The 22,971-nt window shown below is 68.1% G+C and carries 21 protein-coding genes and 1 riboswitch; of the genes, 7 read left to right on the top strand and 14 right to left on the bottom strand.

The features are described from left to right. Positions 1–9: 9 nt before the first annotated feature. Both ACETK8_RS05415 and ACETK8_RS05410 read right to left on the bottom strand, forming a co-directional pair. Complete coding sequence (locus ACETK8_RS05415; protein WP_374038496.1) at positions 10–2,076, bottom strand: S46 family peptidase; 2,067 nt, start codon at positions 2,074–2,076, stop codon at positions 10–12. Between the two features lie 170 nt (positions 2,077–2,246). Then, positions 2,247–4,325, bottom strand: coding sequence for a S46 family peptidase (locus tag ACETK8_RS05410; RefSeq protein ID WP_374038495.1), 2,079 nt, complete (start codon positions 4,323–4,325; stop codon positions 2,247–2,249). A gap of 210 nt (positions 4,326–4,535) precedes the next feature. Between ACETK8_RS05410 and ACETK8_RS05405 the strand changes: the two genes are divergently transcribed. The 3 genes from ACETK8_RS05405 to ACETK8_RS05395 are packed head-to-tail and all read left to right on the top strand — an operon-like array spanning position 4,536 to position 7,531. Next, the gene (locus ACETK8_RS05405; protein ID WP_374038494.1) at positions 4,536–5,708 is read left to right on the top strand and encodes an ABC transporter permease; all 1,173 of its coding nucleotides are present in this window, start codon (positions 4,536–4,538) and stop codon (positions 5,706–5,708) included. Then, positions 5,705–6,484, top strand: coding sequence for an ABC transporter ATP-binding protein (locus ACETK8_RS05400; RefSeq protein ID WP_374038493.1), 780 nt, complete (start codon positions 5,705–5,707; stop codon positions 6,482–6,484). Before ACETK8_RS05405 ends, ACETK8_RS05400 begins: the two co-directional genes overlap by 4 nt. Positions 6,485–6,508: 24 nt before the next feature. Next, entirely contained in the window at positions 6,509–7,531 is a 1,023-nt protein-coding gene (locus ACETK8_RS05395; RefSeq protein ID WP_374038492.1) for an HlyD family secretion protein, read from the top strand. A 244-nt stretch (positions 7,532–7,775) separates the two neighbouring features. Here ACETK8_RS05395 and ACETK8_RS05390 read toward each other — a convergent pair whose 3' ends face one another. Beyond that, the gene (locus ACETK8_RS05390; protein WP_374038491.1) at positions 7,776–7,928 is read right to left on the bottom strand and encodes a hypothetical protein; all 153 of its coding nucleotides are present in this window, start codon (positions 7,926–7,928) and stop codon (positions 7,776–7,778) included. A 152-nt stretch (positions 7,929–8,080) separates the two neighbouring features. On the opposite strand from ACETK8_RS05390, the gene ACETK8_RS05385 reads away from it, so the two are divergent. Continuing rightward, on the top strand, positions 8,081–8,296 hold the full coding sequence (locus tag ACETK8_RS05385; RefSeq protein WP_374038490.1) for a DUF1289 domain-containing protein: 216 nt from the start codon (positions 8,081–8,083) through the stop codon (positions 8,294–8,296). Between the two features lie 91 nt (positions 8,297–8,387). Beyond that, a complete protein-coding gene (locus ACETK8_RS05380; RefSeq protein WP_374038489.1) occupies positions 8,388–8,921 on the top strand; it encodes a TIGR02281 family clan AA aspartic protease in 534 nt (177 codons plus the stop codon). Positions 8,922–9,215: 294 nt separating this feature from the next. On the opposite strand, the gene ACETK8_RS05375 is transcribed toward ACETK8_RS05380, so the two are convergent. Genes ACETK8_RS05375 through ACETK8_RS05340 form a run of 8 tightly spaced genes read right to left on the bottom strand, consistent with a single transcriptional unit; the run spans position 9,216 to position 18,770 of the window. Further along, positions 9,216–10,040, bottom strand: coding sequence for a sulfite exporter TauE/SafE family protein (locus ACETK8_RS05375; RefSeq protein ID WP_374038488.1), 825 nt, complete (start codon positions 10,038–10,040; stop codon positions 9,216–9,218). A gap of 29 nt (positions 10,041–10,069) precedes the next feature. Further along, positions 10,070–10,756: a hypothetical protein gene (locus tag ACETK8_RS05370; protein WP_374038487.1), complete on the bottom strand. Its 687-nt coding sequence runs from the start codon at positions 10,754–10,756 to the stop codon at positions 10,070–10,072. Positions 10,757–10,801: 45 nt separating this feature from the next. Beyond that, positions 10,802–11,824 (bottom strand): tRNA dihydrouridine(20/20a) synthase DusA, encoded by a 1,023-nt coding sequence (gene dusA / locus ACETK8_RS05365; protein WP_374038486.1) that lies wholly within the window; start codon positions 11,822–11,824, stop codon positions 10,802–10,804. 35 nt (positions 11,825–11,859) lie between these two features. Then, complete coding sequence (gene cysN, locus ACETK8_RS05360; RefSeq protein WP_374038485.1) at positions 11,860–13,680, bottom strand: sulfate adenylyltransferase subunit CysN; 1,821 nt, start codon at positions 13,678–13,680, stop codon at positions 11,860–11,862. Beyond that, positions 13,680–14,597, bottom strand: coding sequence for a sulfate adenylyltransferase subunit CysD (gene cysD / locus ACETK8_RS05355; protein ID WP_374038484.1), 918 nt, complete (start codon positions 14,595–14,597; stop codon positions 13,680–13,682). Before cysD ends, cysN begins: the two co-directional genes overlap by 1 nt. Positions 14,598–14,633: 36 nt before the next feature. Next, positions 14,634–16,040 carry a threonine synthase gene (thrC, locus tag ACETK8_RS05350; RefSeq protein ID WP_374038483.1) on the bottom strand — a complete coding sequence of 469 codons (1,407 nt, stop codon included), beginning with the start codon at positions 16,038–16,040 and terminating at the stop codon, positions 14,634–14,636. Positions 16,041–16,073: 33 nt separating this feature from the next. Next, the gene (locus ACETK8_RS05345) at positions 16,074–17,027 is read right to left on the bottom strand and encodes a homoserine kinase (protein ID WP_374038482.1); all 954 of its coding nucleotides are present in this window, start codon (positions 17,025–17,027) and stop codon (positions 16,074–16,076) included. A 3-nt stretch (positions 17,028–17,030) separates the two neighbouring features. After that, positions 17,031–18,770 carry a Gfo/Idh/MocA family oxidoreductase gene (locus tag ACETK8_RS05340; RefSeq protein ID WP_374038481.1) on the bottom strand — a complete coding sequence of 580 codons (1,740 nt, stop codon included), beginning with the start codon at positions 18,768–18,770 and terminating at the stop codon, positions 17,031–17,033. A gap of 433 nt (positions 18,771–19,203) precedes the next feature. Further along, positions 19,204–19,321: riboswitch (SAM riboswitch) on the top strand. 72 nt (positions 19,322–19,393) lie between these two features. Between ACETK8_RS05340 and metX the strand changes: the two genes are divergently transcribed. Continuing rightward, positions 19,394–20,428 (top strand): homoserine O-succinyltransferase MetX, encoded by a 1,035-nt coding sequence (gene metX, locus ACETK8_RS05335; RefSeq protein ID WP_374038480.1) that lies wholly within the window; start codon positions 19,394–19,396, stop codon positions 20,426–20,428. Then, the gene (metB, locus tag ACETK8_RS05330) at positions 20,425–21,603 is read left to right on the top strand and encodes a cystathionine gamma-synthase (protein WP_374038479.1); all 1,179 of its coding nucleotides are present in this window, start codon (positions 20,425–20,427) and stop codon (positions 21,601–21,603) included. Before metX ends, metB begins: the two co-directional genes overlap by 4 nt. A gap of 273 nt (positions 21,604–21,876) precedes the next feature. On the opposite strand, the gene ACETK8_RS05325 is transcribed toward metB, so the two are convergent. Genes ACETK8_RS05325 through ACETK8_RS05315 form a run of 3 tightly spaced genes read right to left on the bottom strand, consistent with a single transcriptional unit; the run spans position 21,877 to position 22,942 of the window. Next, on the bottom strand, positions 21,877–22,095 hold the full coding sequence (locus ACETK8_RS05325) for a DUF5961 family protein (RefSeq protein ID WP_374038478.1): 219 nt from the start codon (positions 22,093–22,095) through the stop codon (positions 21,877–21,879). A 47-nt stretch (positions 22,096–22,142) separates the two neighbouring features. Beyond that, complete coding sequence (locus ACETK8_RS05320; RefSeq protein WP_374038477.1) at positions 22,143–22,679, bottom strand: hypothetical protein; 537 nt, start codon at positions 22,677–22,679, stop codon at positions 22,143–22,145. Then, positions 22,679–22,942, bottom strand: a complete 264-nt coding sequence (locus ACETK8_RS05315) for a hypothetical protein (protein WP_374038476.1) — start codon at positions 22,940–22,942, stop codon at positions 22,679–22,681. Before ACETK8_RS05315 ends, ACETK8_RS05320 begins: the two co-directional genes overlap by 1 nt. Positions 22,943–22,971 lie beyond the last annotated feature (29 nt).

Genomic DNA, 22,971 nt, shown 5'->3' with positions numbered 1-22,971 from the left:
GGCCGGGGGTCAGCGGACCCCCAGCTCCCGCACCAGCCCGTCCATGCCGTAGACGTCGCGCAGGGCCACGGTCACCGCGCCCGTGGTCACGATCACGCTGCGGTTGGTGTTGCGGTCGTAGCCATAGGCGTTGCGCTGCGTCAGGACGGTGGAGTCGAAGTTCGCCCCCAGGATCTCGCCCGCTTCATTGACCACGGGCGAACCCGACGAGCCGCCGATCGTGTCGGACGACACCGCCATGTTCAGCACCGTGTCCGCGTCGATCCGGTCGCGCGCGGCCAGAAGCTTGGGCGCCACGTCGAACGGCGCCGCTCCCGTCGCACGGTCCCACAGGCCGCCGAAGGTCGTGAACGCGCCCCAACGCTGGCCCGGCACGTCCGATCCCTCGATCAGGCCGTAGGTCAGGCGCAGAGTGCCCGTCGCATCCGGATAGACGGTGTCGCCGTAAGCCGCGAACCGCGCGGCGGCCAGGCGTTCGGCCGCCTGATCGGTCGGGGCCTGAACCCGCGTCTCCCAGTCCGCACGGATGGCGCGGGTCGGTTCCTGGATCGACAGCAGGTACTGGATCATCGGATCGTCCGACGCCTCGATGGCCGCCAGACCGCCTTCCCACAGGGCGCGACGCACGGCCGGATCGGCCAGTTTCGTGCCCTCGACCAAACGCGCCGACAACTGCTCCGGGCTCTCGCGACCCAACAGGGTTCGCACGCGCGCGTCGTCAGCCGTCAGCCACTCGCGCGTCTTGGACAGCCACCATTCCAGCTCCAGCTGCTCCAGCTCCGGATAGGTCGGTTCCTCGGCGAACAGGCCGGACTGCACGCCCGACAGTCGCGCATCGCCGAACTCCGGCAGACGTTCGGCCGAGGGCTTGGCCCGCTCCTGCGCGCCGCGCACCAGGGTCCGCGCCCAAAGGAACAGCTGGGATCCGCCCGCCACGGGCGTCGTGCCGATGCCCGTCCGTCCTTCCAGCAGGGCATAGGCAGGATACAGCTCGCGCGCGATCGGCTGGATGGCGGTCAGGGCCGTCCAGGGGTTTTCAGCGCCGACGCCCGCCTCGGCCCGGGCGCGGAAGTCCGCCTCCTGCTCGGCCTTCATCCGCATGAAGCCCGGATCGGTCAGCGCCCGCATCCGGCCCAGGCCGCGCTTGTAGGTGTTCTCCAGACCCACGATCGGATCCATGGCGATGAAGGCGTTCTCCTCGCTCTCTTCCGAGAACCGGATCAGCCGCCCGCGCAGTTCCGAGGCGATCAGCTGATCCATCGGCAGGACCACGTCCCGCACCGTGAACAGCTGGTCCTGGGTCAACAGGCGCTGGGTCGCGCCGGGGCTGCCGGTCACGAAGACGGGGGTGTTTTCCACCGGCCGCGAGGCGTTCCAGGTGAAGTGGGTCGGGGTCTCGGCCGGCGCACCGTTCTCGTACAGCCGGATGAAGGCCGCATCGATGGCGAAGCGCGGGAAGGAGAAGTTGTCCAGATCCCCGCCGAAGGTCGCCGCCCGGTCCTCCGGCGCGAAGGCCAGACGCACGTCGCTGTATTTCTTGTAGGTGTAGAGCTTGAACTGACCGCCGCGATAAAGCGTCACCACCTGGCACCGCTTGTCGGTCGCGTCGCCACAGGCCTCCTGCTCGATCCGCCCGATCTCGGCGTCACGCGCCCGGTTGAAGGCCTGCCCCGTCAGGCCTTCGCCCGCCGCTCGCACCCGCTCGGTGACGTCGGAAATGTCGGTCAGGATCTCGGCCGTGCCGCCCGGGCATTTCAGCTCTTCTTCCCGCGTGCGCGGCGTGAAGCCGGTCTCGGCGTAGTTGACCGCCTGGGTCGACAGATTGGCCACGCAGGTCGCGACGCAGTGGTTGTTGGTCATCACCAGCCCGGCGTCCGACACCAGCCCGGCCGAACACCCGCCGAACTTGACCGACGACAGTCGCACTCGATCCAGCCAGGCTTGATCGATGTGGGTCCCCAGCGTCTGGTTCGCCCGCGCGATCGGGAAGTTGTCATAGGTCCACATCCCTTCCTCGGCATGCGCCGTGGCGGCGAAGGACAGGGCGACGACGGAGGCGGTGAGAAGCAGGCGCATGGAGAGGCTCCAAAAGATTCTCCCTCCCACTCGGGGGAGGGTGGCTGAGCGCAGCGAAGCCGGGTGGGGGCGGCAAGGCAAGGCCCCACCGCTCGTCGCCACGTCGCGTGGCCCTCCCCACCCCGTCGCTGCGCGACGACCCTCCCCCGAGGGGGAGGGAGAGGTGTGTCTTACTCCACGCCCAGTTCTTCCAGCAGGCGCGGCTGGCGGTACACGTTCCTCAGCGCCTCGGTGATCGCCGCCGTGGACACCGTCACCGTGCGGTTCAGCTCGCCGTCGTAACCGAAGGCGCCGCCCAGGGAATGGATGTTGCCGTCGAAGGCCGCGCCGATCACCTCGCCACGGGCGTTGATCACGGGCGAGCCCGAGTTGCCGCCGATGATGTCGTTGGTCGAGACGAAGTCATAGACCGTCTGCTTGTTCACATCGGCTTCGCGCGCGGCGAACTGTTCGGCCAGCAGGAAGGGCTGCGAGCCCGTCGCCCGCTCATAGAGGCCGCCCATATAGGTGAAGGCCGGAACCTCGGTCCCGCGATAGGTCCAGCCCTTCACCTGGCCGTAGGACAGGCGCAGGCTGAAGGTCGCGTCCGGATACTGGTTGTCGCCGAAGGCCGCGAACCGGGCCTGGGCCACCTTTTCGGCCGCGCGAGCGGTCGGGCCCGAGACGGTCGCTTCCCAGCTGGCGCGCACGGCCTGGGCCACGTCGTCGTTCCGCAGCACGAACTCGATCAACGGATCGCCCGAGGCGGCCAGTTGTTCCGGCGTCATGGCCAGGAGTTCCGCACGACGGGCCGGATCGGCCAGACGCGTACCCTCGACCAGACGCGAGGCCAGGGCCTCCGGGCTCTCGCGGCCCAGCAGACGCTGAACGTCGGCGTTGTCGACCGTCAGATACTCGCGCGTCTTGGACAGCCAGAAGGTCAGATAGATCTGTTCCAGATCGGTCTCGATCGGCGCCACGGTCGCCAGACGACGGCCAAGGGTCGCCAGGTCGGCGTCCGAATATCCGGCGCGACGTTCTGCGACCGGCTTGGCCCGCTCCTTGGACGCCCGCACGATGGTCCGAGCGAAGCCGTACAGCGCCGAACGCTGGCCGGCGCTGGCCTCCAGCTGACGGTAGGGCAGGAACAGATCGGCGGCCTGGGCCTCGATCCGGGTCAGGTCGCCCCACGGATCGCCGATGCGCTGGGCCAGGGCCGGGTCGGCGGCGACGCGGGCGCGCAGCTCGGCCTCCTGCTCGCGCTTCGTCGCCATGAAGGCGGCGTCGGTCAGGGTCTGTTCCTGGCCGTAGAAGACCTTGAAGCTGTTCTCCAGGCCGAAGATCGGGTCGACCGAGATCCGCCCGGCCTCCTCGCTCGTGAAGGAATACTGCTGCAGACGCCCGCGCAATTCCGACGACTGGATCAGGTTGATCGGCATGGTCTGGTCACGCAGCCGCTCCAGCTGCGACACGGTCAGCAGGCGCGAGGTCGAGCCCGGATTGCCCGCCACGAACACCGGCTCGCCCTCGGTCGGGGCGTTGGCGTTCCAGGTCAGGTGGTTCGGCGTCGAGACCGGCCTGCCGTTTTCGTACAGACGCAGGAACCCGGCATCCAGCGCATAGCGGGGGAAGTTGAAGTTGTCCGGGTCGCCGCCGAAGAAGGCCGCCTGGAACTCCGGCGCGAAGGCCAGCCGCACGTCATCGTATTTGCGGAACTTGTAGAGGGCGTAGCGACCGCCGCGGTAGAAGCTGATGACCTGACACGTCAGCTTGGGATCGTTGTTGCAGTTCTCGGTCTGGATCGCCTGCTGCACCGCGCCGCGCGCCTGGACGAAGGCCGCGCCTTCCAGCCCTTCGCCGGCGGCCAGAACCCGGTCGGTCACATCGACGATGTCGGTCAGGATTTCGGCGGTCTGGCCGGGGCACTGGCGCTCTTCCTCGCGGGTCGCCGGCATCCAGCCGTTCTTCACATAGTCGTTCTGGGCGTCCGACAGGTCGTTGACGCAGGAGATGACGCAGTGGTGGTTGGTCAGGACCAGACCCTGGCCCGACACCAGGGACGCCGAACAGCCGTTGATCCGCACCGCCGCGCCGCGCACCTTGTCCAGCCACGCCTGGTCGATCCGCGTCCCGTACAGATCATTGACGGTCTGGATCGGGAAGTTGTCGAAGGTCCACATCCCCTCCTCCGCCTTGGCCGGAGCGGCGGGCATGGCCGCCAGGCTGAGCCCCAGCACGGAGGCGGCGGCGACGAGGAACCGTGACGACATTGGAATTCTCTCCTGAACCCGGCCATCCGCCGGTGTTACTTTGTAACTAGCTTGAGCGTGACGGCCCGTGCAAGCGCGGCATCTCCACGCCCTGCCGCCGACCGCGTCAAGCGTGGCCATAAGAAGGCGTCTCCCCTTACCCCGATTTAACTTGGCCGGAACCCGGTCGCGCGCCACATAACGGTGCAAGTCAGGGGTGTTTTTCAGACGATGTCGCTCGCGCTTTCAACGCTGCTCTTCGAGTGGCGCCGGTATATGGCCGCCGTCATGGCGCTGGCCCTCTCGGGTCTCTTGGTCCTGTCCATGACCGGCGTCTTCATCGGCATCGGCAAGGGCTTCACCGCGACCATCGAGCGGTCGAGCGCCGACGTCATCGTCATGCAGCCGGGCGCCAAGTCGCTGATGGGCGGGCCGTCGGGCGTGCCGCGCCGCTTCATCCCCCAGGTCTACAACAACCCCGCCGTGGTCGAGGTCCAGCCTCTGGACGGCGCCGGCGGCTCCTTCCAGTCGGTCCGCAACGTCGACCCGACAATGTCCCAGGCCGAGCGCGCCAAGATGGGCGCCCCGCGTCAGCAGTACGTCCAGTCCATGGTCATCGACACCACGCCGGGCTCGGTCACCATCCCGACCGACTATTCCCCGGAACTGGTCGATGCGCTTCGCCAGCCCTACACCGTCGCCATCGACGAGACGGCCGTCTCCAAACTGGGCGTCAAACTGGGCGACCGCGCCCTCTACAACGGCCAGACCGTGACCGTCGTCGGCATCACCCGCGGCTATCCCAACATGATGCAGGCCACCGTCATCATGTCGCGCGACACCCTGCGGATGCTGGGTCAGGCCGATACCGGCCAGCGCGTCGGCCCCCTGATGGTCAAGCTGCGCGACCCGACCCAGGCCCAGCGCGTCGCCGCCGAGCTGAACGCCCAGGGCAACGGCCAGTGGAAGGCCTGGACGCGTCAGGAACTGGCCGACGCCAACGCCGGCGCCATGTTCGAGGAAGGCATCCTGGTCATCATCATCGGCGGTTGCGTGGTGCTGGGCACCATCATCGGCATCGCCATCACCTGGCAGACCCTGCGCGGCGCCATCATGGCCAACATCAAGGAGTTCGCCTCCCTGCGAGCCCTCGGCGTCGGCATGGGGTCGCTTAACCGCATCGTCATGGAGCTCAGCTTCTGGGTGGGCTGCGTCGGCGTGGTCGCGGCCATCCTGTTGACCATGGCGCTTCAGGCCCTGGCCATGATGGGGGCGGTCATCATCGCCCTGCCGCCCATTCTCCTGCTCATCGTCGGCGGCGGCCTGATCGTCATCGCCATGGTGTCGGGCGCCCTGTCGCTGGGCATCCTCAAGAACAGCCAACCTGCGGACCTCCTGCGATGATCGACTTCACCTCGCAGACCCCGTCCCACACCAAGGTCCACGGCCGCCACGGCGACTACGCCATCGAGGCCAAGGGGCTGATCAAACGCTTCAAGTCCGGCAAGTCCTTCGTCGAGGTCTTGAAGGGCGTGGACTTCGACGCTCGTCACGGCGACCTGACCATGGTCATGGGACCGTCCGGGTCCGGAAAGTCCACCCTGATCGCCGCCCTCTCGGGCCTGCTGCGCCCCGAGGAAGGCCGCGTCGACGCGCTGGACGTCGACGACCTGTGGAAGCTGTCGCTGGGCAAGATCGACAAGTTCCGCCTCGACCACTGCGGCTTCATCTTCCAGGGCTTCAACCTCTTCCCCGCACTGACCGCCCTGCAACAGGTCGAGATCGTGCTGAAGTTCCAGGGCCTGTCGCCTGAGCGGGCCAAGAAACGCGCCACCGAGGCCCTGACCGAGGTGGGCCTCGCCCACCGCCTGCATCAGCGCCCGGCCATCCTGTCGGGCGGCGAGAAGCAGCGCGTCGCCATCGCCCGCGCCCTGGCCAAGGATCCCAAGATCCTGTTCGCCGACGAACCGACCTCGGCCCTGGACGGCGAGAACGGCCAGGTCGTCATCCGCCTTCTGCGCCGCGCCGCCACCGAACACGGCGCCGCCGTCATCTGCGTCACCCACGACCCGCGCCTTGAGGCCTGGGCCGACCGGGTCATCAAGATCGAGGACGGCGTCATCGTCTCCGACGAGCGCCACACGCCCAATCCCGACGCGACCCTCGCGTCCCACCACTAAGACTTCGTCCCGAGGACCCCTGTCATGCCCGCCTTCCTGAAGAACAAATGGCTCTGGATCGGCCTCATCCTGATCGTCGTGATCGGGGTGGGCTTCACCATGATGCAGAGCGCCAATGCGGCCAAGAAGGCGGAGGCCGAGAAGGCCGAGGCCAACCGTCAGGAAAGCCCCTACGCCGCCATCGCCAACGGCAAGGTCGATATCGAGGGCGGCATCATCCAGATCGCGGCCCGTCGCGGCGGCGTCGTCCGTGAAGTCCTGGTCCAGGAAGGCGACGCCGTCGTCGCCGGCCAGATCCTGGCCCGTCAGGAAGACGACGAACCGCGTCTGGCGCTCCAGACCGCCACCGCCGACCTCGCCTCGGCCCAGAGCCAGCTCAACCTGATCCAGGTCGAGATCCGCACCGCCCAGCGCGAGCTGGAGCGCCTGCAAGGCCTGGTCTCCACCAACTTCGTCGCCGCCCAGCGTGTCGATCAGGCCCGCGACGCCGTCGCCCAGGCCCAGGCCCGCCTCGGCTCGCAACAGGCCGCCGTCCAGACCGCCCGCGCCCGCCGCGACCAGGCCGCCTACAATGTCGAACTGACCGTCATCCGCTCGCCCGCCAACGGCCGCATCGTGCGCCGCTACGCCAACCCCGGCGCCGGCGCCTCGACCCTGAACGTGTCCAACATGTTCGACCTGGAGCCGCAGGCCCCCCGCATCGCCCGCGCCGAGATCGTCGAATCCGACATCCCCAACGTCGCGACCGGCCAGGCCGTCGAGATCACCCCCGAGGGCGACCCATCCAAGGTCTATGTCGGTACGGTCCTGCGCCGCGCCGCCGTCTTCGGCGCCCGCAAACTGGCCTCGGACGACCCCTCGCAACGCTCCGACGAGCGCGTGGTCGAGGTCGTGGTCACCGCCGGCGACGCGCCGCTCCTGATCGGCCAGCGCGTCCTGGTGAAGTTCATGAAGCCCGGCCAGACCGCCGGCGCCCCCCGCACCCCCTCGGTCGGCGTCCCCGCCACGCGGTCGATGCAGACCCCGCAAGCCAGGGCGGCGGGGTAAGGCCCAACAGTCTCCTCCCCGTGCGCAGCATGGGGAGGTGGCAGCGAGCTCTTGCGAGCTGACGGAGGGGGCGACTCGGTTTCGACGAGCGAGCACTGCCAGCCCTCACTTCAGCATCGCCTCGCCCCCTCCGTCACGACGCTGAAGGAGCGCCGCGCCACCTCCCCATTCGCCAAGCGGCGAACGGGGAGGAGACCGATCCCCAAAACAAAAGCCCCGGTCCTTCGACCGGGGCTTTCTGCTTTTAGTCCTTCTTCTCGTACCGGAACGGTACGAAGTTCGACGGATGGCTCACCACTCGCTCGCCTTGGCGATGCGGTCGCTGGCCCACCAGCATCCCGCCCCAGATGGCGAATGACATCATGGCGTGCTGGAGGTTCTTCTCCTTGTCGTTCATCCTGGCGTCTCCTTTCGCTGAACGATGAAAAGAGACGCGTCGTACTCCCAGGGGTTTTCACCCTCTCAGTCGTTTCGCGTCGCAATCTATATCGCCCAGCTCGCGCCCGATTGCAAGTTTTTTAGTCGGGGTTCGGAGTATTTTTCGTAAACATGTCGTCCTTTGTAGCGCCACCGCCACGCTCCATCGCCACCCCGTGCGTGCAGGTCTGCATCGTCGACGGCCCCTCCGGCCTGTGTCTGGGCTGCTATCGAACGCTTCAGGAGATCGGCGGCTGGTCCCGCCTGACCGACGAACAACGCGCTGAAATCATGGCCCAACTTCCCGCCCGCGAAGGCAAGATCGACCCCGCCAAACTCGGCCGTTAGGCCTTAACCCTTCGTCAGCCACGTCGCTTCACCGCATCCCAACACCGGTCGTGCACTGTGACGACAGCCGCAGAAGCGGTCGTCCGCGAAGGTGTCCGCGTTGCGTCTCGATATTCAGTCCGCGATCGTCATGGGCATCGCGACCCTGTCCTCTCTCAGCGTCGCCTGGTGGCTGACGCATCAGGAACCCCGCACGGCCGAGGCCGCGGTGGCGATCGCCCCTGCCTATGCGACGCCCGTGCATGACGCCGTCCCCGGCCAGCCCGCCCAGATCGCCCGCTCCGCCGACGGCCACTACTGGGCAGAGGCCGACATCGACGGCCGCGCCGTCCGCGTCCTGGTCGACACCGGCGCCTCCGTCGTCGCCCTGACCCGCCAGGACGCCCTGCGTCTGGGCCTCCGCATCACCCCGTCCGACTTCACCCAGACGGTCCAGACCGCCTCCGGCCCCGTCAAGGCCGCCCCGGTCGAACTGGACCACGTCGCCGTCTCCGGCGCCCGCGTGAACAAGGTTCGCGCCCTGGTGGTGGAAGAAGGCCTGCCCCACTCGCTCCTCGGCATGAGCTACCTCGGCCGCCTCTCCGCCTTCGAAGCTCGCCCCAGCGGCCTGACGCTGAGGCCGTAAGCACACGAGGCTCTCCCTCCCCCTCAGGGGAGGGTGGTCGGAGCGAAGCGGAGACCGGGTGGGGGCGGCAAGGCGACCAAGCCACGATGTCTGTGGGGCCTTGCCTGGCCCTCCCCACCCCGTCGCTGCGCGACGCCCCTCCCCCGAGGGGAGGGAGAGCCGAAACTGCAAAATTTCTGCTGTTTTTCGACAGTGATGGCATAGCGCTCCTCACCGAACTCGCCGGGTTCTGCAGCCTCTGCCTATCCAAAATCACCGCGAACTCGACCTTTCGCGGCGAGCTGCAATCCGCGTCTAAAACGCCTTTATCATCACGGAGATAGCCGTGAGCAGCATGTAGACAGCGAACACCCGGCGCAGCACCGTCTTGTCCAACCGATGCGCCAGCCGCGCCCCATACGGAGCCACGAACGCCGTCAGCACCCCCATGGCCACGGCCGCCGGCACATTGACGTACCCCAGGCTCAAGGGCGGCCGTCCCTCGGCTCCGAACCCGAACACCACGAAGCCCAGGGTCGCCGCTGAGCCGATGGCCAGGCCGAAGCCGGACGCCGTCGCCACCGCCGTATGGATCGGCCGCCCGCACAGGGTCATGACCATGCCGCCCAGGCTGCCGCCGCCGATCCCCATCATGGCGGACAACAGCCCGACCAGTCCGCCCAGGCCGCGCCGCCACCATCCGGTCGGCATCTCCCGCCTCAGGGTCACATGCTCGGGCAACAACCCCAGCTGGGCCGCCACCAGGATCAGGCAGACGCCGTAGACCACCGCCAACCCCTCCATGGAGGTGAAGCCCGCGATGGCCGCCCCGACCAGGGCCCCGCCCGCGACCCAGGGCGTCCAGGTTTTCAGGATCTCCTCGTCCACCGCCCCGTGCTTGCGGTGCGCTCCCAGCGACCGCCAGGACGTTGCGACGATGGTCAGCAGGGACGTGCCGATGGCGACGTGCAGATTGCTCTCCCCGCCCAGCCCCAGCACTGAAAACGCATAGAAAAGCGCGGGCACCAGCACGGTCCCGCCGCCCACTCCGAACAGCCCCGCGATCAGCCCGCCCGCCACGCCGGCGGCGAGAATGGCGACGGCCAGCAGGGCCAGTTCGTTCAGGGGAATGTCGAGCACGGCCCGGGTCTAGCCCAGACCGGCAAGGCTTAGAAGCGCGCCGTCAGACCAAGCTGCACGATGGGGAAGAAGGCCTTGTCCTCGGCGTCCTCCTGGATGTCCCGCGCTTCCTGCTCCAGCCGGGCGCGGAAGGCCGGATCGTTCGACAGGGTCCCGCCCTCGGCGTTCAGCCCCACCTCCGGCGTCCGGCTCCAGGCCACCCCGACCAGACCCCGGAAACCCCAGGTTCCCCGGCGATAGAAGGCGTCGTCATAGCCCACGCCCACGAAGGGCGCCGTGTCCGACAGCTTCACCCGCCCGCTCAGCGTCCCGACCTGCTGCGGCGTGAACGTCTGCCCGCCGATCTCCACCGGCGCGTTCGGCGTCCCATTGAGATGGATCGTCCGCTCCCCCACATACACCCCGCCGGAGACGAACCAGCCGTTCAGAAAGGGATGCAGATCGACCGCCCCCGACACCGTGTCGAAGTCGAACCGCCCCGCATAATCCACATCGCTGTACGACTGGTCGAAATCGTACCCCAGCGTATCGATCCCCGCTCTCAGCACGAAAACCGGCCCCAGCGCCATCTGCGCCTCGGCCCCGACGCCGGTCGTTCCCAGGTTCAAGGCGGCGGTGATGGGCGAGCGATTCCGGCTCTGCGCCTCGGCGGCGCCCGCCGTGCAGGCCAGAACAGCCAAGGCCGTGAGTGGGGCGATCAGCGCTGTGCGGGTCATGCCCGCAGCCTTGTGGCCGTTACGCTTAACGGATCATTGACCGTGTCAGGCGGCCTCTTCGACCCGGTCCCGCCGCGCCTCGGCCTCGCGCACCGCCTCCACTGCCCGGTCCACGACGTCCAGACCAGCGCCCGGCTTGATCGCCTCGACCGTAAGGATGCGGCGGAAGGCCCGCGCCCCCGGCCGGCCGTGCATCAGACCCAGCATGTGCCGCGTCATGGCATGCAGACCCCAGCCCTCTTCCAGCCGCGCGGCCAGATAGGGCTTGTACCGGTCGATGGCCGAGAACGGGTCCACGTCGAACGTCGCCTGTCCGAACAGTCGCCGATCCACCTGACCCAGCAGGGCCGGCTCGTGATAGGCGGCGCGGCCCAGCATGACTCCGTCCAGCTGCACCCCGTCGGCGGCGTCCAGATGCGTCTCCGCCTCGTCCAGCGAGCCGATGCCCCCGTTGATGCAGACCGTGAGATGCGGCCGTTCCCGCTTCAGCCGCCGCACCAGGGCGTAGTCCAGCGGCGGCACGTCCCGGTTCTCCTTGGGCGACAGCCCCTGCAGCCAGGCCTTGCGCGCATGGACGATGAAGGTGGTGACGCCCACGGCCGCCGAAGCGTCCACCGTGGCGAACAGGCTGACGGTCGGGTCCTGATCGTCCACCCCGATCCGGCATTTGACCGTGGCGGGCACGTCCACCGCCTCGCGGATCGCGGCCATGCACGCAGCCACCAGCTCCGGCTCGCGCATCAAACAGGCGCCGAACCGCCCAGACTGCACCCGATCCGATGGGCAGCCGACGTTCAGATTGATCTCGTCATACCCCATGGCCGCCCCGACCTTCGCCGCCTCGGCCAACTGCGCCGGATCGGATCCGCCCAGTTGCAGCGCCACCGGATGCTCGACCGCGTCGAAGCCCAGCAGCCGCTCGCGGTCGCCGTGGATCACCGCCGGCGCCGTGACCATCTCGGTATAGAGCAGCGCGTTCGTCGACAGGGCGCGGTGGAACGCCCGGCAATGCCGGTCGGTCCAGTCCATCATGGGCGCGACGGACAATCTGTGGGCGGGGTGGGTCATCGTCGGCGACCCCATAGGGGAAAAACCCCGGAAAGTCAGCCTTCCAGCACCCGCTTCACGATCCGCTCCGCCGCCTCGACCGCGCTGACGGTCGTGGTGTCGATGACGATCTCGGCGGCTTCGGGCGCCTCATACGGGCTGTCGATGCCGGTAAAGTTCTTCAGCGTCCCGGCCCGCGCCTTGGCGTACAGCCCCTTCACATCCCGCGCCTCGGCCACCTCCAGCGGCGCATCGACGAAGACCTCCAGGAACTCCCCCTCCGCCATCCGCTCGCGCGCCGTCCGCCGCTCGGCCCGGAACGGAGAAATGAAGGCCGTGATGACGATCAGGCCCGCATCGGCCATCAGCCGCGCCACCTCGGCCACCCGGCGGATGTTCTCGACCCGGTCCTCCTCGGTGAAGCCCAGATCCCGATTCAACCCATGACGGACGTTGTCCCCGTCCAGCAGATAGGTGTGCCGCCCCAGCGCATGCAGACGCTTGTCCACCAGGTTGGCGATGGTGGACTTGCCGGCCCCGGACAGGCCGGTCAGCCAGACGACCGCCCCCTTCTGTCCCTTCATCGCCGCCCGCGCCTCACGGTCCACGTCGATGGCCTGCCAGTGGATGTTGTCGGCGCGACGCAGGGCGAACCGGATCATCCCCGCCCCCATCGTCCGGTTCGTGATCCGGTCGATCAGGATGAAGCCGCCCAGATCGCGGCTGGTCTCATAGGGCTCGAAGGCGATGGCCCGGTCCAGCGACAGGTTGCAGACCGCGATGTCGTTGAGCTCCAGCCGCTTGGCCGCCAGCTTCTCCAGGGTGTTGACGTTGACCCGGTGCTTGATCGCCGTGACCTGGGCCGTCGCCATGCGGGCCCCTGCCTTGAGCAGATAGGACCGGCCGGGCGACAGGGCGTCCTCGTCCATCCAGACGACGGTCGCCTCGAACTGGTCCGCGACCTCGGCCGGGCTGTCCGCCGCCACGATGACGTCGCCGCGCGAGACGTCGATCTCCTCCTCCAGCGTCAGGGTCACGGACTGCCCTGCCGCCGCCTCGGCGAGGTCGGCCGGCATGGCGACGATGCGTGCGACCCGGCTTTCCCGCCCCGCCGGCAGGACCCGAACCCGGTCGCCGGCCAGCACCGTGCCCGCCGCGATCAGCCCCGCATAGCCGCGAAACTCCGGGTTCGGACGATTGACCCACTGCACCGGCATACGGAAAGGCTGGGCGGTCGTATCGTCCCCGACCTCGACCCCTTCCAACCACTCCAGCAGCGTCGGCTGATCGAAGCCGGGCGCGGCCGCGACCACCCCCTCCCCCGTCAGACCCGACAGGGCGATGGGCGTCACATCCTCCAGACCGATGCTGTCCGCGAAGGCCCGATAGTCGGCCACGATCTCGGCGAACAGGTCCGCGTCCCAGCCGAGCAGATCCATCTTGTTGACCGCCAGCACCACCTTCCGGATACCCAAGAGGGCGCACAGGTACGAATGCCGCCGCGTCTGGACCAACACGCCCTTGCGCGCGTCGATCAGGATCACGGCCGCGTCGGCGGTCGAGGCGCCGGTGACCATGTTGCGCGTGTACTGCTCGTGCCCCGGCGTATCGGCGACGATGAATTTCCGCCGCTCGGTCGCGAAGAACCGATAGGCCACGTCGATGGTGATCCCCTGCTCCCGCTCGGCCGCCAGCCCGTCGACCAGCAGGGCGAAGTCGATGTTGGCCCCTTGGGTCCCGACCTTCCTGGAGTCGGATTCCAGCGCCGACATCTGATCGTCGAGAATGGTCTTGGTGTCGTAAAGCAGCCGCCCGATCAGGGTCGACTTGCCGTCGTCCACCGAGCCGCAGGTGATGAAGCGCAGCAGGAATTTCATCAGAAATACCCCTCCGCCTTCTTCTTCTCCATCGAGGCGGCTTGATCGTGATCGATGACCCGCCCCTGACGCTCGGAGGTCGTGGAGGCCTTCATCTCGGCGATGATGTCGGCGACCGAGGCCGCCTCGCTCTCGACCGCCCCGGTCAGCGGATAGCAACCCAGGGTCCGGAACCGCACCGACCGCACCGTCGGCGTCTCGCCGGGGTTCAGCCGCATCCGTTCGTCGTCGACGAGGATCAGCGCCCCGTCCCGCTCCACGACCGGCCGTTCGGCGGCGAAATACAGGGGCACGACCGGGATCGCTTCCTGCTCGATGTATTGCCACACATCCAGCTCGGTCCAGTTCGAGATCGGGAAGACGCGGATCGACTCCCCCGCCCCGATCCGCGTGTTGTAGAGCCGCCAGAGTTCCGGCCTCTGGTTCTTCGGATCCCAGCGATGGCCGGCCGAGCGGAAGGAGAAGATCCGCTCCTTGGCCCGCGACTTCTCCTCGTCGCGTCGGGCGCCGCCGAAGGCTGCCTGAAAGCCGTGGTGATCCAGCGCCTGCTTCAGCCCCTCGGTCTTCCAGAGGTCGGTGTGCAGCGAGCCATGGTCGAACGGGTTGATGCCCCGCGACAGCGCGTCCTCATTGACCCAGATCTTCAGATCGACGTGGCCGGCCGCCGCGACCTGGTCGCGCAAGGCGTACATGTCCCGGAACTTCCACGTCGTATCGACGTGCATCAGAGGGAACGGGATCGGGCCGGGATAGAAGGCCTTCCGCGCCAGATGCAGCATCACGGCCGAGTCCTTGCCGATCGAATACAGCATCACGGGCCGCTCGATCTCGGCAGCCACCTCCCGCAGGATATGGATGGCCTCGGCCTCCAGCGACTGGAGGTGGGTCAGGCGGGCGGAAGGGTTCGCGTCGGTCACCACCGTTCGCTAGCACCAACCGTGGCGCTGCGCACCCTAGGCCGCGAAGGCCCGCACGGCGGCCAGCGCGGCCGAGGCATCCGCATCGATGACCTCGAACCGCTCGGCCCGGTCGCCCAACTCGCGGATGACCCTGGGCGGCTCGGGATCGAAGCCCACCACCGGGGCGACGTCCTTGCCGAACTTGGCCGGGTGGGCGGTGGACAGGGCGACGACCGGACCCCGGCTGCGATCCACGCCGCGCGCCGCCGACAGGGCGACGGCGGTGTGCGGACAGACGACCTGACCCCAGGTCGCGTGGGCATGGGCGATCTGGTCTCGCGTCGTTTCCTCGCTGACGGAGACGGCCGAGACCTCGGCGCGGATGGCGTCCAGCAAGGCGGGCGGAAGGGTGACCGTGCCTTCCCGGGCGAATGTCTCGAACAGGGTGCGCGTCAGCTCTGCGTCCCGGCCCGAGGCCTCGAACACCAGCCGCTCAAAGTTGGACGGCGCCTGGACATCCATGCTGACCGAAGCGGTCTCGACCGCGGCCTTCCGCGCGTAGACCCCGTCGTTGATGGCGCGGGCCAGGGCGTCATTCCTGTTCACGGCGGCGACAAACCCGGCGACCGGCAGACCCATTTTCGAGGCCGCGATCCCGGCGAAGGCGTCCCCGAAGTTCCCCGTCGGCACCACGAACACCGGCGCCCGCGTCTCGCCCATCGCCGCCAGCTGCGACACGGCCGAGACATAGTAGGGGATCTGTCCCGCCAGCCGCGCCCAGTTGATCGAGTTGACGGAAGAGAACCGCCCGGCGCTACGCAGGCTCTCGTCCGCCAGCAGCCCCTTCACCAGCCGCTGGCAATCATCGAAGTCTCCACGGACCGCGAGGTTCAGCACGTTGGGCGCCTCGACCGTGGTCATCTGGCGGCGCTGGACCGGGGAGACCCGTTCGTGCGGATGCAGCACGATCAGGCGGACGCGGTCGGTGTTGGCGAAGGCGGCGACGGCGGCGGCGCCCGTGTCTCCGCTGGTCGCCGTGACCAGGGTCAGTCGCTCGCCCGAGGCCTTCAGCGCCTCCGACGACAGGGCGGCCGCCAGCTGCATCGCCAGGTCCTTGAAGGCGGCGGTGGGGCCGTGGAACAGCTCCAGCATATAGAGGCTGTCTTCCAGCTTCCGCAGCGGCGTCACCTCGTCGGGTTCGAAGCCGGACGTCAGTCGCGCCAGCGCCCGCCGGTCGAGCGCCCCGGCCGGCAGGGCGTCGCCGATGAAGGGCGCCATGGCCCGGCTCGCGATCTCCGCATAGCCCCGCCCGGCCGCCCAGGCGTCGGGCGACAGGCTCGGCCAGGCGCCCGGCATATAGAGCCCGCCGTCGGGCGCCATGCCGCGCAGCAGGGCCTCGGCGAAATCGGCATCCGAGGCGTCGCCACGGGTCGAAACATATCGGTCGGAAATCTGGGCCATCGTCATTCTATAGGGCTGGATCGCGACGAAACGTCAGGCGGCCTCGCGCCACCAGGCGGCGCGACGGAAGAAGGCGCCGGGGTCCTTGGGCATCACCAGCTTGGTCGGATCGTGGAAGATGCGGTCGTGCAACCGGGTCAGGGTGAAGCGGATCGCCGCCGCCTCGCCCAATCTGGGCAGGGCGTTGGCTTCGGCAGGCGACAGGGGTCGAACTGTCTCATAGCCGCGCCGGAACGCCTCGAACGCGCCGGGGATCGGAACGCCCGAGCCGTCGAAGCCCCAGGCGCTCAGCGCGATCGCCAGATCGTAGGCCAGCAGGTCCGTGCAACCGAAATAGAAGTCGATGACGCCCGACACCCGCCCGTTCTCGAACAGAACGTTGTCGGGGAAATAGTCAGCGTGGATCGGCCCGCGCGGCAGATCCTCCGCCCACGGATCGCCGAGCCGTTTAAGCGCCGCCTCGACGCCGTCGAGGATGTCCCGATCCTCACCCTTGGCCGCCGTCGCCGACCGATCAGCCAAGTCCCGCCAGACGACAGGGCCGACCGGATTGGCCCGCTCGACGGGGAAACCCTCGGCCTCCAGATGCAGACGCGCCAGCATGGCGCCCGCCGCCTCGATCTCGGCCGAAGAAGGATCGCGGAGCCAGGCGCCGGGCAGCCATTCGATCACCGCCGCCGGTCGGCCGTTCAGCGTCCCGACCCAGCCGTTGTCGGTCCGTCGGACAGGGCGCGGAGCCGGAAATCCGCCCGCCGCCAGATGGTCGGTCAGGCCCAGGCAGAACGGCAGGGACGCTGCGTCCGTCCGCGCCTCGAAAAGAGTCAGGACGTGGCGCGCGGCAGCCTTCTCAGAAGGGGCGGTCTCCAGCCGGTAGTTGGTATTCTCCACCCCCTCGGCGATGGGGTGCAGCGAGCCGAAGCCACCCAGCGGATAGTCCGCCAGGAAGGCCCGGGCCTCATCGTCGGTTACGGGAGTAAAGACAGCCACTGGCTAGTGATGCCCAAGCGACGCGTGACGCGCCCGGACGATGTCGGCGAGGTCCGCCAGCACGCTCTCGGTCGTGGGCCAGCGCCCCGCACCGCGCCCCTTGCAGGACCAGACCCGCCCGTCTTCGCCGTAGACCTTCAAGCCGTTGCGCTCCCCGTTCAGGCTCTGGAAGAACGGGTCGTCGAGGCCGACGTCAAGCGAAACCGAGGCCTTGAGCCCCTCGCCGTCACGGGCGCAGGCGCCGATCTGGCGCACCGGCCCGGCTGGCTTGAAGGCTTCGGACAGGACGGCGCAGGGCACATCGGCCTCGGCCGGCGTGCGACCGAAGGCCTCGAAGGCAAGGAGGCGGACCTTGGCGGCCGAGTCGCGGCCCTCCAGATCCGACGACGGATCCTCCTCGGCGAAGCCCGCGACACGGGCGTCGGCCAGGGCGTCGGCGAAGTCGGCTCCGGCCTGGAGGCGCGTGAGCATGAAATTGACCGTGCCATTCAGGACGGCCTCGAACCCTTTCACAGGGCCCGCCGCCTTGGCCGCGCGCAGGGTCTCGATCATGGGGGCGCCGCCTCCGACAGCGGCCGAGTAGGCGAGGCGCGCGCCGCGTGCGCGGGCGGCGTCGGCGAGGCCGGCCGGGTCACGGCTGATGGCCTGCTTGTTGGCGCTGGCGACGTCGATGCCGCGCTCGAGAGCCGCCTTGATCAGATCGTGCCCGGCGCCGCCTTCGGACAGGGCTTCCAGCAGGATGTCGGGCTGGAGGCCGAGCAGGGCCTCGCGGTCCGAGGTGAAGAGTTCGGCGGGGGCGTCGACGTCGCGGGCCTTGGACGGATCGCGGACAAGCACGCCGACGACCTCGAACCGGTTGTCCTTCTGGAGACGTTGCAGAAGGCCGCCGCCGACCACGCCGCAGCCGGCGATGGCGACCCGCAGCGGGGCGTCAGGAACGGACGGTCCGGGCGGCGCCGAGTGGTCGCCGACCACCGTGCAGTCGGCGCGGCCGAGGGCGGCGACCTCGATCTCGACCGACCGCTCGTGGGCCATGTCGATGGCGTCATGCTGGACCAGTGCGCCGCCGTGGCGACGGGCGTCGTCCCAGCTGGCGCGGCGATAGCGAAGCGGCTTACCCGAGGCGGAGGCCGGATCGCGGTCGTAGAGGCCGTCGACATCCTTCACCAGACGGACCCGCTTCTGGCCCATCTCGGCGGCGAGGAAGACCGCCGTCAGGTCCGATCCGCCGCGCCCCAGCAGGACGACCTTGCCGTTCGCCGAGACGGCGCCGAAGCCCGGAACCACCACCACCTGATGGTCGGCGAGCGCCTGCCACAGGGCGTCGCTGCGCAGCGAGGCCGGGTGGGCGTGCTCGGACGGACCTTCGGCGACGATGCCCAGTTCGCGCACGGACAATGCCGCCGCATCCAGCCCGATCCGGTCGCAGGCGATAGCCACCAGAGCCGCCGCCTTCTCTTCGCCGAGCGCCACATAGCCTGGAAGGAGATCGTTCTCGTGGTCGAGGCCCAGTTCGCGGGCGTCGGCCAGCAGTCGGTCGGTGTGGCCGCCGAGCGCCGAGACCACGGCGATGACCTTCCGGCCCGCACGGACGTGGCCATAGACCTCGGACGCCACGGCGGGGGCGCAGGATTGGTCCTGGAGGATGGAGGAACCGAACTTCAGCACCACCACCTCGGCGGCGGGACTGGGTTCGGCTTCCGGTTTCTCGACGACGGCGAGGCGGGCGTTGGAGTGGGGCATTGGAGGGATCCGTTCGGGGAGCTGGGTTTGATTTCGGGCAATGAAAAACCCGCCTGGCCTGGGGCCGGGCGGGTCTGGGTTTGGCTGGGTTCTGTCTTTCGACCCGCGCTAACCTGTTCCCGCCCGCGAGGGGCCGGTGGTGGTCATACCGGTGGTGGTCGAAATGAGGGTGGCGAGCGTCATCGACCGGCCCGCGAGAGCGGCGGTCGAGGTCGAAACGGCGATGCGGCCGAGACGGGACACAGGCGAACCCCAAGGAAAATCGTTGATCTCAGGGTGTCGGCAACGATCTTCGCCGTCAACCCATGTCGCGCATCTTTTTTGCGCCCGTGAGCCACTGCGCGACGTTTCGGTCACAGCGACCCCGCACCGCGAGACTCGTGAGGTAGATTTTTTCTCTTGACCGGCGATCGCATCGCCCTCACCGTAACGTCACTCATCAAGACCGACCGAGGGATAGGCCCTTTGACGTCGGGGCAACCATCGGTTTCCAGCCGAACGGTGCCAACTCCTGCGAGGGTCCTTTCCGAAGGGTCCGCGAGAGATGAGTGGAGCGTCGACGAGGCGACGCGTCCACTGTCTGTCATCGCATCGGAGCCTTGCTGGGCGGGACGATGCGGACGATGGCCTTCGATACTCAAACCCTTCTGGCGGAACCCCTCTGTCGCCCCGTGCGCCCGTTGGCCCGGAACGGCAACGGCGCGATCGACATCGCCGTGGAGATCCCCGCCGACTTCCGCCTGCTGTCCGGTGAGCGGCTGGGCCAGCGTCAGGTGGTCGGGCGGCTGCACGGCAAGGCCGGGGCGCCGCTGATCGTCGTGGCGGGAGGCATCTCGGCCGGGCGGTTCGTCCACCGGACCGAGACCAACGGCCTGGGCTGGTGGTCGGGCGCCGTGTCGATCCGGGGCCCCATCGACCTCAGCCGCTTCCAGGTTTTGGCCTTCGACTATGCGCCTGAGGCCGAGGACGGAGCCCAGTCCGTCACCATCACCACTCATGACCAGGCCCGGCTGCTGGGTCTGATCCTGGACGAGATCGGCGATCCGACCGTGGCGGCCTTCGTCGGCTGCTCCTATGGCGGGATGATCGCCCTGGCCTTCGCCGAACTGTTCCCCGCGCGGGTCGAGCAGTTGATCGTCGTCTCGGCCGCCCACCGGGCCCATCCGCAGGCGACGGCCTGGCGCGGCATCCAGCGGCGGATACTTAAGCTGGCGCAGGAAGCCGGGCGTCCCGAGGACGGCGTCGCCCTGGCCCGCGAACTGGCCATGACCACCTATCGCACGGCCGAGGAATTCGCCGAACGGTTCGAGACCGAGGCCCCGACGTCGGCCGGTCAGGCCTATCCGGTCTGCGAGTATCTGACGGCGCGGGGCAAGGCCTACCGGACCCATACGACCCCGTCGCGCTGGCTGTCGCTGTCGGATTCCATCGACCGCCACAACGTGACCCCGGAAGCCATCACCACGCCCGTGACCCTGGTCGGCTTCACCTCCGACCGGCTGGTGCCGATCGACGACATTCGCGAGCTGGCCGCCCGCCTGCCCGCCCTGTTCCGGCTTGTCGAGGCACCGTCCCTGTACGGCCACGACGCCTTTCTGAAGGAGGACGAGGCGGTCGCCGCCATCCTCCGCAACGCCCTCAAGGAGATCGACCAATGACCCGCCCGACCGACGTCCGCACCATCTGCGCCCGCAAGGGAGTCGACACGGATACGGCCCACGGCGCGGTCATGCCGCCGCTCTATCTGTCCTCGAACTACTCCTTCGCGGGCTTCGAGCAGAAGCGGAAGTATGACTACAGCCGGTCGGGCAATCCGACCCGCGACGTGCTGGCCGAGACCCTGGCGGAGCTGGAAGGCGGGGCGGGCTGCGTGGTCACGGCGACGGGGATGGCGGCGGTCGATCTGCCGCTGTCGCTGCTGGAGCCCGGCGACCTCCTGATCGCGCCGCACGATTGTTACGGCGGGACCCATCGCCTGCTGTGCGCCCGCGCCCGGAAGGGACATTTCGAGGTGCTGTGGGTCGATCAGGGCGATCCGGTCGCGCTGGAAAAGGCCCTGGCCCTGAACCCGAAACTGGTCCTGGTCGAGACGCCGTCCAACCCCCTGCTGCGCGTCGTGGACGTGGCCGATATCTGCACCCGCGCGCACCGGGTGGGGGCCAAGGTGGTGGCGGACAACACCTTCCTGTCGCCGGCCCTGCAACGGCCGATCGAGCTGGGCGCCGACATCGTGGTCCACTCGACGACGAAATACATCAACGGCCACTCCGACGTGGTCGGCGGGGCGGTGATCGCGGCGGATCCGAGCGACCACGCGGAGCTGGCCTGGTGGGCCAACTGTCTGGGCGTGACCGGCTCGCCGTTCGACGCCTATCTGACCCTGCGCGGGGTGCGGACCCTGTTCGCGCGGATCGAGCGGCAGCAGACGACGGCGGGCAAGGTCGCCGACCTGCTGGACGCCCACCCGGCGGTCCGGGTCGTCCACTATCCGGGTCTGAAGTCGCACCCGAACCATGCCCTGGCGGCGCGTCAGCAGCAGGGGCCGGGCGCCATGCTGAGCTTCGAGCTGGAGGGCGGCGTGGACGCCGTGCGCCAGTTGGTCGAGACGCTGGAGACCTTCACCCTGGCGGAATCGCTGGGCGGGGTCGAAAGCCTGATCGCCCACCCGGCGACCATGACCCACGCCGCCATGACGCCGGAGGCCCGCGTGGTCGCCGGGATCACCGACGGCCTGCTGCGGCTGTCGGTCGGTCTGGAGCACGAGGACGACCTGATCGCCGATCTGGTGCAGGCGCTGGATGCGCTGGCGGAGGTGCGGGCGGAAGCGGCCTGAGCCGGACTCTGAAAACACAGTCCGAAGAGTCCGATGAGTCCGGGTCGATCAGGCTGATCCGAAGGATTACAGCACGTTAGGCCGATGGACGATCCGAACTCTTCGGACTCCTGAAAGCATCGTTGCGCGCCGTGTCTGACGGTTTCAAAGACCCGGTCGGAACATGGGCGGCGATGTCGGTCGGCGCAACCCGTATATAGGAATTATTTCTGCGTCACTATCCAAACACCGTCATCCTCGGGCGCGTCCCGAGGATGACGACGGTGGGGTCGGTCAGGCGCAGCCCTGAACCGTCTCGGCGTGCAGGTGGACGACGAAGCAGTGCTCCGGCCCTCCGTCTTCGGACTGGACGGTGACGCGGACCTCGTCGTCTTCCGCCCAGGCGGCGTGGGCCTCGGCGAAATGGAGGGCGGCGTCCTCGAAGCTGCGGGCTTCGAGGATGTGGCAGTGTCCGGAATCGGTGTGGGCGACGTAGCGGGCGGCTTGGGTCATGGGAAGCACCTCCTCCGCGTGCTCAACGCGTGAAGTGCGAAAGGGATTCAATCGTCGGGTTTCAATTTGCCCTTAAACACGACAAGCAAACATATCGCATGCTTGAAATCGCGATCATCACGGGTCGCCGACCCCGACCAACCCGCGATAGCTCCCCTGACCCGATCAATCAAAACCAAGGCGTCCGCTTCGTCCAGCGTGGCGTTCAAGTCGTAATCTGCCTCGTGACGCTTCGCTTGGGCGTCGGCGAAAACCTGAGCAAAGGTTCTTGCGAAGTCGGGCGCAACCGCGACGCCAAAAAATGGCGTCAAGCTTTCGTCGATCCTTGCGCCACGAATCTTTCCAAGAGCCGTTTTGGCGCCCTTGTGAGTCAAGACGCGAGCGAACATCCTGCGCCGAACGAGCAGTCGCCCTTCGCTTCCGACAAGCTTCACCCCGCACTCATGAGAGATGAAGCTAAACATGGCGTAGTAGGCTGTGGATATTGATCTTCTGATAACCGCCGCGGGAAGTCGTCCGCGCTGGCCCGGCGCCCTGGCGACCGACGCCGCAGCCGTAGTCAGAAGATCATCGTGGTGCGCCACTAGGCCGCTTCGGCCAGCCTGACACTGGCAAAGCGCTCGTCGATCTCCGCGACCGCTCGCTCAATTGTCTGGACCATGTGCGCCAATTCCTCGACCTTGAGATTGGCCAACTTGTCCAAGCGAAGAGCGACACGCAAATACTCGTCGCCATCCTCATCCAAGGCTTTCTCGATCGTTATGCTAGTCACGCGCTCCCCGATCGGGGTTGCGCCGATCGTTCTGCGGACCATCCGTTCGACATCGGCAGATTCAGCAAATCGCATTCTCTGCATCTAGCATGGATCGTGTTTGA

Origin of the sequence: Brevundimonas staleyi (assembly GCF_041893865.1) — a bacterium.
Classification (GTDB): domain Bacteria; phylum Pseudomonadota; class Alphaproteobacteria; order Caulobacterales; family Caulobacteraceae; genus Brevundimonas; species Brevundimonas staleyi.
This window is presented reverse-complemented; position numbering and strand designations above follow the sequence as displayed.